Raw genomic sequence first — 9886 nt, 5'->3', positions numbered from 1 at the left:
TTTTGGACAACTCGGTTGAAAAACACCGAAATGTGTCGGCTACACCGTGGGGCGTTCGGATTTTTCTTCTTGGATGCGCAAATATATTTCTTTGCGGTGTACGCCGACGTCGCGCGGCGCGATTACGCCGATTCGAACTTGGTTACCTTTTACACCAAGGATGGTGACCTTGATATCATCACCGATCATCATGGTTTCGCCGACTCGTCTTGCAAGAATTAACATAATAAGTCCCTTAGTTTAGAGCAAAAACCTAATGTGACGGATTGAATGCAAAAATCCAACTTTTTTTTAAGCTACTTACTAAAATTTTCATTTAATTCAGTTAATTGACCTCTTTTGGAGTCAAAAGATGAAGAAAATATCCTCTTTAGTTCAAACGACACAAAGCAGGGTCATTTGAACGAAAAAAGGAGTCAAATGACTCCTTTTTATTTAAGTTGCCCGTAGTTCTACTACGGGCCTAACCATCTACCGGCTGGGTGTTAGGTACGGCCGCACAATGTATACGCGCACTCCCCCGTACTAGAACCACGGGCTACCAAGCATCAGCGCGCGCTAGCGAGGAAATCGCAGATACGGGCGCAGGCGTGGCCGTCGCCATAAGGATTGTGGGCGCGGGACATGGAGGCATAAGCGTCACCATCAGTCAGCAGCGACGACACCGACGAGACGATGGCATCGACGGCGGTGCCGACCAGGCGCACGGTGCCGGCTTCGACGGCTTCGGGGCGCTCGGTGGTGTCGCGCATGACGAGTACGGGTTTGCCAAGGCCTGGGGCTTCTTCTTGCACGCCGCCGCTGTCGGTTAGGACTAAATGGCAGCCCTGCATGAGCCACACGAACGGCTCGTAGCCGAGCGGCTCAATCAAGTGCACATTGGTCAAGCCGCCGAGTAACGAGCGCACTGGCTTTTGTACATTCGGGTTCAAGTGCACTGGGTAAACGAAGTGCACGTCGGGGTGCGCAACCGCCAATGAACGCAGCGCCGCACAGATATTCTCGAAGCCTTGTCCGAAGTTTTCGCGGCGATGTCCGGTGATCAGCACATAACGCGACGATGACAAATCTATCGACAAACCTGCTGCTGTCAATGCATCGGCAATCGACGCACGTAACGCATCAGAAGAAGCAATCTTCGAGGTGACCCACTGCAACGCATCAATAACCGTGTTGCCGGTGACCAAAATCGACCCTTCATCAACGCCCTCGGTCAGCAAATCACGACGGTTCCGCTCGGTCGGCGCAAAATGCCATTTCGCTAAGCGGCCGGTTAACTGACGATTCGCTTCTTCCGGCCACGGCGAATATAAATCGTGTGTACGCAGGCCTGCCTCGACATGCCCTACCGGGATCCGCGCATAAAAAGCTGCTAACGATGCAGCAAAAGTCGTTGCCGTGTCACCATGCACCAGCACGAGATCGGGTTGAGATTCGGCCAGTACTGAGCGCATGCCCAAAAGCACCGACGAGGTCACGTCGTACAAGTCTTGTCCGGCCTTCATGATATTCAAATCATAATCCGGCGTGATCTCAAATAAGGCCAACACTTGGTCGAGCATCTCGCGATGCTGAGCGGTTACCGCGACGACGACTTCGAAGCGCGCATCCGCTTGCAGGGCTTTCACCAACGGCGCCATTTTGATCGCTTCCGGGCGCGTACCAAAGGCTAATAGAACTTTCATGAGCAACTACCTATTTGAATACAGTTAGACGCGGGTTACGCCACAGAAATCGAGAACCTGACCACTTACGGTTAAGTGCTTAAACTCATTATGTGCAACTAGATACACAACAATGTCGGCGCTCTGCGCAACTTCATGGTAGTCATTCAATACGATACTTTGATGACGCTTCAGGTTTGGCTCAACGGCCAAAGCATCAATCCCTTCGAGCACGAGCGACTGGAATACCGCCAAGGCTGGCGACTCACGCAGATCATCAATGTTCGGTTTAAAGGCTAAGCCCATGCAGGCAACTGACGGAGCACGGCCATGTTCACTTTCGAAAGCTTTGACGTCGGCAAGAATGCGTTCAACCACCCAATCCGTTTTGTAGTCGTTGATTTCACGTGCGGCACGAATGATACGTGCGTCTTCGCCACCGGCATGCACAATAAACCAAGGGTCGACAGCAATACAATGACCGCCAACGCCAGTTCCCGGCTGCAAAATATTTACCCGAGGATGGCGATTCGCCAAGCGAATGAGTTCCCACACATCGATGCCGAATTTGTCACACAAAATCGACAGTTCGTTGGCGAACGCGATGTTCACGTCACGGAAGCTGTTCTCAGTCAGTTTGGCCATTTCTGCAGTGCGCGCGTCGGTGGTCAGGACTTCACCAGAGACAAACGAGCGATAAAAGTCTGCGACAATTTCTGTCGCTTCAGGGGTGATGCCGCCGACGATACGATCGTTCTCAACCAACTCACGCATAATGTGGCCCGGCAACACCCGCTCAGGACAGTGCGCGATATGAAGCGAGTCGATATCAACGCCCTCTTCACGGAGCACTTCTGCGACACGTTCTGTCGTACCTACCGGTGACGTCGATTCCAAGATGACCATGTCGCCGGCTTTCACCACAGGCGCAATGGAGCGCGTGGCCGCTACAACGTAATCAATATTCGGTACGTGGCCGTCATGGAACGGTGTAGGCACAGCCAACACAAACACATCCGCTGGTGCAGGCTTCAGGGCTGCAGTCAGCGTCTTCTCTTTTACTGCTTTTGCCACATAGGCATCAAGCTCAGGCTCAACAATGTGAATATCACCGTTATTGACGGTATTCACTACGTCTTCTGAGACGTCGATACCGAGAACTTGATAACCTTGATTGGCGAGAAGTGCGGCGGTGGGTAGGCCGATGTAACCTAGGCCGATGATGCAAATTTCCTTTGTCATACTACAATCCTTACAACTTTATTTTTGCGCCAACGCCAGTACTTCGCGAATAACAGCGCAGGTCTTTTCAATTTCGGCATCCGTCAACGTCGGATGCACCAAAAACATCAACGACGTCTCACCCAGTTCGTGGGCGACTGGTAATGGTTCAGCCGGACGCCAGCCGGTGCCGTCAAACGCTTTCTCGAGATAGACTTCTGAGCATGATCCTTGGAAGCAAGGTACGCCGCGCGCAACAATCTCGGAGACGATGCGATCACGTGTCCAGCCGTCGGCCAACTGCGATGGTTCAACGAAGCAGTAATGTTTGTAGCAGGCGTGTTCCATGTGGTCTGGTACAGAAGGTGTGCGTACAACAGAAAACGAAGAACAAGCTTCAGTGATGGCTGCAGTGTTTTGCTGACGAGCGGCCGTCCATGCAGGCATACGTTTTAACTGGATGCGGCCGATGACGGCTTGCATTTCGAGCATGCGCCAGTTTGTGCCGAAGCTTTCGTGCAACCAGCGGAAGCCTGGTGGATGCTCGCGCTCGTAAACGGCTTCGTAGCTCTTGCCGTGATCCTTAAAAGACCACATTTTACGCCATAGCGCTTCATCGTTGGTGGTAACCATACCGCCCTCACCGCCGGTGGTCATGATTTTGTCTTGGCAAAATGACCATGCCCCGATGTGGCCTATGCTCCCCACTGAGCGGCCTTTGTAGCGCGCTCCGTGTGCTTGTGCACAGTCTTCGATAACGTACAAGCCGTGCTTTTTGGCCAAGGCCATAATGGCGTCCATTTCGGCAGGACGTCCAGCCAAGTGCACCACAATAATGGCTTTGGTGCGTGGCGTAATGACTGGCTCAATGGTATGCGCTTCGATATTCTGTGTGTCACGATCGATGTCAGCAAAAACCGGCGTAGCACCTGCGTTCACCACGGTAGAAATCGATGCAATAAAGGTACGTGGAGTTACGATAACTTCATCGCCCCCACCTACACCTAAAGCCTGCAATGCGACATCAAGCGCTAAAGTACCGTTACCCAATGCGACTGCATAGGACGCATCAGCCCATGCAGCGAATTCTTTTTCAAGCTCGCGGCATTCAGAGCCAGTCCAATAATTGACGCGATTTGATAAAACAACATCGTGAACAGCCTTGGCTTCTTCATCTGTGAATGACGGCCAGGGAGAAAATGGGGTGTTTAGCATTTACTTCTTCTCTAACGGTTTTGCTGGGTTACCTACAACAACTTCTCCCGGAGCAACACTTTTTGTTACCACGGCTCCCATCCCTATCACCGCGCCTTTACCAATAACTAACGGTTTTTCCGGAGTGCCCTGTTTGATTACCGCCCCTGTACCGATGTATGCATGATCTTCAATATGCACGTTGCCATTACATTTAGCCGAGGGCGCAAACGTAACAAAGTCGCCAATCACGCAATCATGAGCAACATAGCTGTAAATGTTGGCATGGAAGGATTTACCAATTTTGATATTCGAGGTAAGGGTCACGAAGGGGCATAGAATCGCGCCAGGGGCCATGTTAACTGCATCGAGGATGACTGAATTTCCAGCGACAATATTAATCTCTTCAATACTCTCACTGCGTAATTTCTCTGCTAGCTTTTCGCGCACTGTGCTGTTTGCGATGGCAATCGATACTTTTTTGTCATTCGCTTGATATTCGCAAAACTTCGCAAATGACAAAATTGGATAGCCATTTAGCTCTTTGTCATTTGCGCCATCATCGACAAATACACACTCTGCGTCAGGGTACTGAGCTCGTGCTAAAGGCATGACTTCGCGCCCGAAACCACTCGCCCCATATACACCTATTAACTTAGTCATGTTTCGTTCCTTCAAATTTTGACATTGTTGCTTCGCCCTCTGCTGATATGCCTTCACGTACGATTACTTTTTTAACAGTCATAAATAGTATTTTGATATCAAGCCACAACGAACGATTATCGACATACCAGACGTCGAGTTTAAATTTTTCTTCCCAACTGATGGCATTGCGACCGTTCACTTGTGCCCAACCAGTAACACCGGGGCGGACTTCGTGGCGACGTGCTTGCTCTGGGGTATACAAATCGAGATATTCCATCAACAACGGGCGGGGTCCGACGAGGCTCATATCGCCGCGCAATACGTTCCATAGTTCGGGGAGCTCATCGAGACTGGTTGCTCGCAAAAACGCTCCGAATCTTGTTATGCGCTCTGAATCTGGCAACGAATCCCCGTTGTTATCAACAGCATCACGCATAGTTCTAAATTTGACCATTCTAAAAGGCCGGCCATCCTTACCAGGTCGCACTTGCGTAAACAAAATTGGAGAACCCAAGGTTAGTCGCGACATCGCTGCAAGTATGATTAATACTGGTAAACATAAAATCAAAACGCATAGTGAACAAATCAAATCAAAAGCACGTTTCATCATCAAAAGTCATCACCACGAAGATTTGTTGGCTTTAAAATAGAAACTATGCGATTGACGAACTGAGCAATGGTATATTGCTCAGACTCTTTATTCGGATTTTCTACATGAACTTCATCTAGCTGAATTTGCCACAAAACAGTGACGATCTGGTCAACTTCAGGTGCTACCGAAATTCCATGACCATTTTCAGTAATCCATCGAGCAAGACTCGTATCTGGACCGCAAATACCGAGTATTCGACAGTTTGCGATCAGATAGGATGTTGACTTACTTGGAAACGCATATTTCGTTACCTCATCTTTAAGAGGCAAGAGAGCCCATCTATGCTCGGCAACAATTCTACTAGCCTTATCTGGTTGTAAGTAACCCAGATAACTAACTTGCTCATACTTTAACGCAAGTTCTCGAAGCTTATCTGCATTCACCCCCGAACCTACAAAAGTAAATGTCAAATTTCCTCCTTGCTCCAAAAACTTAGCTATGGCCTCAACCAGAGTGGGAATAAGTTGTAACCGACCTGCATTGCCGCAGAAGACTATATCCGATTTTTTTTCTAGGTTAGTAGCAGGCTCACCTAAATCAAAAGCGGGGTTAGTAATAAGATGTATTGGTATCTTTGCCTTTGAACGAAGCCGAATGAAATGAGCCATATCCTCTGATAGAGTTATGATTTCTCGTGCATTTCTGATTGCAATGTTATCGATTTTTCGCAGTAAGCCAAAAAGAAGCTTATTTATAGGGATAATTATGTTAGTAATTTCAGGGTGGATGTCCTGTAAATGATAGGTGTATTCTGCACGAAAGATAAAACAATATAGAAACGCGATAAAAGGCACAACGACAGGTGGATTTGTCGATACATAAACATGTTTGGGACGCGCTCGACACAAAGAAAGAAACACATAAGGGCTAAAAACAAACGCATCCGCTATACGTAAGAGCAAATGACTCGAAGAATTTGAACGACTTTTAGAGCTAAAAAAGCGTATGCCTTTCCCCCTGTTTTTATCTCGTGCCTCCTGCTGAAGATTCAGAGCTGACTGCGCTATAACACAGACACGATAATTCCTGCTCATTTCTTCGGCGAGTCTAAGCTTAGCCTCGCCTAAAATTTTGTTGTCGGGCCAAAACGAACGATTAATAATCGCTAAATCATACTTCTTCTTGAACATCACCAATCATACCTAGAAAAACTATCCATATTCTTCCAATGCGGCGTTAACTTTGCCGTTCCAGTGATCAGACGTACTACGCGCTCAGATGTATTGCGAATCTTATACTCTTCTGGAATCTCACGCTCTGTGCCTGAGAATACATCACGATTTGCAACTGCAATTCGAACGCCTGCGATAAGCGTATCAACATCAAGTCCAGTAAGTGCAATCGCGCCAGTATCCAAAGCTTCTGGACGTTCAATCGAACGACGCAAGGTTACTGCAGGGAAGTTAAGAATTGATGATTCTTCACTGATGGTTCCGCTGTCAGAAATGGCACAAAATGCTTCCATTTGTAGCTTGTTGTAGTCGAAAAAGCCGAAGGGTTTTAAGAATTGAATGCCTTCACTCGAATCCGCAAGTCCGAGTTTCTCAAGGCGATTACGCGTGCGCGGATGGGTCGAAACAACTACAGGGTAGCCATATTCCTGATGGAGCGCATTGAGAGCTTCAACAACTTTGTGCAGGTTCTCTTTGCTATCGACATTCTCTTCACGATGCACACTTACGATAAAGAATTTTTTAGCTTCTAGATTTAACTGTTCAAGCACGTTTGACGCTTCAATTGATGGCAGTACATGCTCCAAGACTTCACGCATCGGTGAGCCAGTTAAATAAATAAAGCGATGCGACAAACCTTCGCTGAGCAAATGACGACGTGCGTGCTCGGTGTAAACCAAGTTAAAGTCAGCAAGGTGGTCAACCAATTTGCGGTTGATCTCTTCTGGTACGTTGGCATCAAAGCTGCGGTTACCTGCTTCCATATGATAGGTTGGCACCTTCATTCGCTTGGCCATCATTGTGGCCACTGCACTATTGGTATCGCCTAATACCAGCACGGCATCTGGTTTTTCTTCGAGGATCACCTGCTCGGTCTTGATTAAAATCTCACCAAGACTTTTACCTAAGCTTGAGGTGTCGACATTCAAGAAATGATCAGGCTGGCGTACGCCAAGCTCTTCAAAAAAAACATCGTTCAGTTCGTAGTCATAATTTTGGCCCGTGTGGACAATTTTATGCTCAACAACTTGGTCTAACGCTGCCATTACGCGCGATAGACGAATGATTTCAGGACGCGTCCCTAAAATCGTCATTACCTTTAGCTTTTTCATGCCGAATTACTCTTAATTAGATGCTTACTGTTGAAGTTCTGGTGGCTGCACAGGCGCTGCATAAGTATCAGGATTTTCGCGGTCAAATATTTCATTGGCCCAGAGCATCACGACCATTTCCTCGTCACCCACGTTAGTAATATCGTGGCTCCAGCCTGGCGCGGTCTCAACGATTTCTGGTGTATCGCCATCAGTAAATAGTTCGTAAAACTCACCTGTGACCATGTGACGAAAACAGAAGCGTGCCTTCCCCTTAATCACCAAGAACTTTTCATTTTTGGTGTGGTGATAATGACCGCCACGCGTAATGCCAGGATGTGCTGTGAAAAACGAAAACTGTCCGGAGTCTTTGGTTTTAAGCATTTCGACAAATACGCCCCGCTCGTCACCATATTTAGGTACTTTGTACGAGAAGCTTTCAGTCGGTAAATAGCTAATATACGTGGCATAGAGCTTACGCATAAAGCCCTCACCAACACGTTCTGTTATCAGCGTATTTCGACTTTCCTTGAACGTTCTCAATGCTTCGGCAACTTCACCAACTGTGCTCGTATATTCAGGTTGAACCTGAGCCATTGATGTACTCGTGCTCGCGCGGTAAACGGCCAGATCAGAGGCCATTTTGATAAACTCAGCGCAGACGTCATCTACATACACCAAACGTACTTCGGCGTTTTCGTCGTTGATTTGTATCGGCAAGTCTCGTGCAACGTTATGGCAAAACGTGGCTACCATCGAATTGTAGTTAGGCTTGCACCACTTACCGAAAACATTAGCTAAGCGATAGTTGCGAACCGGAACGCTGTGGCGTTTCCCATACTCAGTGACTGCTTGTTCCGCTAGATACTTCGACATACCGTAAGGATTGAGTCGATCCGCCTGAATCGAGGAGGCATAAATAACCGGTAAAGCCATACCCGATGATTCAATTCCGGCCAATAGGGCTTTTGTAAGCTCTACATTCCCCTCTTTAAACTCAGCTTCTGTCTCTGGTCGATTGACACCTGCAAGATGCACTATGCAATGAACACCGTCGAGTAACCGTGGTAGATCTTCAACAACGTTGTCTCGGGTGAAGACTACGTATTCGACGTCTTTCATTTCATCGATGTGAGCTCTTAAGTTTTGACCTACAAAACCATTCGCACCGGTGATAAGTAATTTAAGCATGGTAATGCGTTAACCTTCTGGGTTTATATACTCGCCTTTTGCAAAAGCGCGCATAAAATCGAGTTTCATCAATAACTTTTTCATACCCTCGACATTGAGCCGCTCAGTATTGTGAGAGTTGTAGTCTTCAATATGGTCGATACGGGTATCACCCTGGTCAACATATTTCGAGTAATTGAGATCTCGCAAATCAGGGGGTACGCGATAGTATTCACCCATGTCTTCAGCACAAACCATTTCTTCGCGTGACAGTAGCGCTTCAAACAACTTTTCACCGTGGCGCGTACCGAGAATTTGAATCGGATGGTCTTCTTTACCTGCGACCGATAAAACCGCTTTAGCGAGTGTTTCAATAGTCGCGGCTGGCGCTTTCTGCACAAAAATATCACCGTTTGTGCCATGCTCGAATGCGTAGAGAACCAAATCGACAGCGTCATCGAGCGTCATCATGAAGCGTGTCATATTTGGATCGGTAATCGTCAGAGGTTTTCCGGCTCTGAGCTGGTCTACAAACAGAGGAATAACTGACCCTCTGGATGCCATGACGTTTCCGTACCGAGTGCCACAAATAACGGTTTTTGTATCGTCGACATTACGCGATTTAGCAACCATTACCTTTTCCATCATGGCTTTTGAAATACCCATCGCGTTGATTGGATAAACGGCTTTATCGGTGCTCAAGCAAACAACTCGTTTAACACCGTTTTGGATGGCTGCCTCTAAAACGTTTTCCGTTCCAAGTACGTTGGTTTTTACGGCTTCCATTGGGTGGAATTCGCATGATGGAACTTGCTTAAGAGCTGCAGCGTGGTAGATAAAATCAACACCACGCGTTGCATTCAATACACTTTGATAGTCACGAACATCACCGATATAGAATTTAAGCTTCGGATGATTGTATGCCTTGCGCATATCGTCTTGTTTTTTTTCATCGCGGCTGAAAATACGGATTTCAGCGATACCAGTATCGAGAAATCGACGGAGTACTGTATTACCGAAAGAGCCTGTACCACCGGTGATCAAAAGCGTGTTTCCTAAAAACTGCATTTTCATTGA

10 protein-coding genes are annotated in these 9886 nt (G+C 47.6%); all 10 read right to left on the bottom strand.

Translation table 11 applies throughout. The features are described 5' to 3' along the window. Positions 1-39: 39 nt before the first annotated feature. The 10 genes from csrA to IDAT_RS05880 all read right to left on the bottom strand — a co-directional run bounded on the left by csrA (position 40) and on the right by IDAT_RS05880 (position 9877). Positions 40-225, bottom strand: coding sequence for a carbon storage regulator CsrA (csrA, locus tag IDAT_RS05925; protein ID WP_034731773.1), 186 nt, complete (start codon positions 223-225; stop codon positions 40-42). A 323-nt stretch (positions 226-548) separates the two neighbouring features. Continuing rightward, positions 549-1685 (bottom strand): non-hydrolyzing UDP-N-acetylglucosamine 2-epimerase, encoded by a 1137-nt coding sequence (gene wecB / locus IDAT_RS05920; protein ID WP_034731770.1) that lies wholly within the window; start codon positions 1683-1685, stop codon positions 549-551. A 24-nt stretch (positions 1686-1709) separates the two neighbouring features. Then, on the bottom strand, positions 1710-2906 hold the full coding sequence (wecC, locus tag IDAT_RS05915) for a UDP-N-acetyl-D-mannosamine dehydrogenase (RefSeq protein WP_034731769.1): 1197 nt from the start codon (positions 2904-2906) through the stop codon (positions 1710-1712). A gap of 18 nt (positions 2907-2924) precedes the next feature. Beyond that, positions 2925-4100 (bottom strand): DegT/DnrJ/EryC1/StrS family aminotransferase, encoded by a 1176-nt coding sequence (locus IDAT_RS05910; RefSeq protein WP_034731768.1) that lies wholly within the window; start codon positions 4098-4100, stop codon positions 2925-2927. Further along, complete coding sequence (locus IDAT_RS05905; RefSeq protein ID WP_034731767.1) at positions 4101-4742, bottom strand: acetyltransferase; 642 nt, start codon at positions 4740-4742, stop codon at positions 4101-4103. Then, complete coding sequence (locus IDAT_RS05900) at positions 4735-5331, bottom strand: sugar transferase (protein WP_034731863.1); 597 nt, start codon at positions 5329-5331, stop codon at positions 4735-4737. The genes IDAT_RS05905 and IDAT_RS05900 overlap by 8 nt, the downstream gene beginning before the upstream one ends. A gap of 2 nt (positions 5332-5333) precedes the next feature. Continuing rightward, positions 5334-6506, bottom strand: coding sequence for a glycosyltransferase family protein (locus IDAT_RS05895; protein WP_051986607.1), 1173 nt, complete (start codon positions 6504-6506; stop codon positions 5334-5336). Then, entirely contained in the window at positions 6506-7660 is a 1155-nt protein-coding gene (wecB, locus tag IDAT_RS05890) for a non-hydrolyzing UDP-N-acetylglucosamine 2-epimerase (protein ID WP_034731765.1), read from the bottom strand. The genes IDAT_RS05895 and wecB (IDAT_RS05890) overlap by 1 nt, the downstream gene beginning before the upstream one ends. Before the next feature lie 24 nt (positions 7661-7684). Further along, entirely contained in the window at positions 7685-8830 is a 1146-nt protein-coding gene (wbjC, locus tag IDAT_RS05885) for a UDP-2-acetamido-2,6-beta-L-arabino-hexul-4-ose reductase (protein ID WP_034731764.1), read from the bottom strand. 9 nt (positions 8831-8839) lie between these two features. Continuing rightward, positions 8840-9877, bottom strand: coding sequence for a polysaccharide biosynthesis protein (locus IDAT_RS05880; protein ID WP_034731762.1), 1038 nt, complete (start codon positions 9875-9877; stop codon positions 8840-8842). Positions 9878-9886: the final 9 nt, after the last annotated feature.

Source organism: Pseudidiomarina atlantica (assembly GCF_000753735.1).
Taxonomy (GTDB): Bacteria; Pseudomonadota; Gammaproteobacteria; order Enterobacterales; family Alteromonadaceae; genus Pseudidiomarina; species Pseudidiomarina atlantica.
Note: the sequence above shows the minus strand (reverse complement) of the source record. Positions and strands in the feature narration are given on the sequence as shown.

Excerpts from the sequence above, each read along its gene's own strand:
- IDAT_RS05900 (WP_034731863.1), bottom strand. The coding sequence starts at position 5,331 with ATGAAACGTGCTTTTGATTTGATTTGTTCACTATGCGTTTTGATTTTA.
- csrA (WP_034731773.1), bottom strand. The coding sequence starts at position 225 with ATGTTAATTCTTGCAAGACGAGTCGGCGAAACCATGATGATCGGTGAT.
- wecB (WP_034731770.1), bottom strand. The coding sequence starts at position 1,685 with ATGAAAGTTCTATTAGCCTTTGGTACGCGCCCGGAAGCGATCAAAATG.
- IDAT_RS05905 (WP_034731767.1), bottom strand. The coding sequence starts at position 4,742 with ATGACTAAGTTAATAGGTGTATATGGGGCGAGTGGTTTCGGGCGCGAA.
- wbjC (WP_034731764.1), bottom strand. The coding sequence starts at position 8,830 with ATGCTTAAATTACTTATCACCGGTGCGAATGGTTTTGTAGGTCAAAAC.
- IDAT_RS05880 (WP_034731762.1), bottom strand. The coding sequence starts at position 9,877 with ATGCAGTTTTTAGGAAACACGCTTTTGATCACCGGTGGTACAGGCTCT.
- wecC (WP_034731769.1), bottom strand. The coding sequence starts at position 2,906 with ATGACAAAGGAAATTTGCATCATCGGCCTAGGTTACATCGGCCTACCC.
- IDAT_RS05895 (WP_051986607.1), bottom strand. The coding sequence starts at position 6,506 with ATGTTCAAGAAGAAGTATGATTTAGCGATTATTAATCGTTCGTTTTGG.
- IDAT_RS05910 (WP_034731768.1), bottom strand. The coding sequence starts at position 4,100 with ATGCTAAACACCCCATTTTCTCCCTGGCCGTCATTCACAGATGAAGAA.
- wecB (WP_034731765.1), bottom strand. The coding sequence starts at position 7,660 with ATGAAAAAGCTAAAGGTAATGACGATTTTAGGGACGCGTCCTGAAATC.